The sequence below is a fragment of the Mesorhizobium sp. M1A.F.Ca.IN.020.06.1.1 genome (assembly GCF_004023265.1).
Lineage (GTDB): Bacteria > Pseudomonadota > Alphaproteobacteria > Rhizobiales > Rhizobiaceae > Mesorhizobium.
The window spans coordinates 1-595 of sequence record NZ_RZSR01001674.1 but is presented as its reverse complement, the minus strand read 5'-3'; the positions used below and the strand labels follow the sequence as shown (position 1 = coordinate 595).

Here is a 595-nt window from a genome sequence, read left to right as displayed (position 1 = left end):
ACTTGAAAGAACCGCTCTGCGCCTGCACCTCGGAGTAGCTTTCGGTGGTGCCGGACGGGATCAAGGCGAAGCCCTGGATCGCCTCCTGTTCCGACTTGAAGGAGGTGATGATCGTATAAAGGATCGGGAAGAAGATCAGCAGGGCGACGACCCAGGCCGCGACTGTTGCGATCGTCTTGTGCTGGGTGGTGACTGCGCGTGCCATGTCAGGTCCTCCCGTATCGGCGATGTTGGCGGCAGGGTCGACCCCCACTCCGGTTTGCTGCGCAAACCACCTCTCCCCCGATCGACGGGGTAGAGGAAGCGCGGGGCTTCGATGCAGGCGTTTCCTCTCCCCCGGGCAGGGGGAGAGGTGTCCCGCGCAGCGGGACGGAGTGGGGGTGGTTCAGCGCAAGTGGCATCGTCTTGCCCCTACTTGTCCAGGTTCCTGCCGACCGCGCGCATGACGAAGAAGGCGACGATGTTGGCGAGAATGACCGCGATGACGCCGCCTGCCGACGCCTGGCCGATTTTGAATTCCAAGAGCGCCTTCTGGTAGACGAGGAACGGCAGGTTGGTGGAGGCGTAGCCGGGACCGCCATTGGTGGTGACCAGG

At 63.5% G+C, this 595-nt stretch carries 2 pseudogenes; both read right to left on the bottom strand.

Annotated elements, in window-relative coordinates:
* Positions 1–205: pseudogene (locus EOA60_RS36280) on the bottom strand (carbohydrate ABC transporter permease); the annotation flags it as partial.
* 206 nt (positions 206–411) lie between these two features.
* Positions 412–595, bottom strand: a pseudogene (locus tag EOA60_RS36275) (sugar ABC transporter permease); the annotation flags it as partial.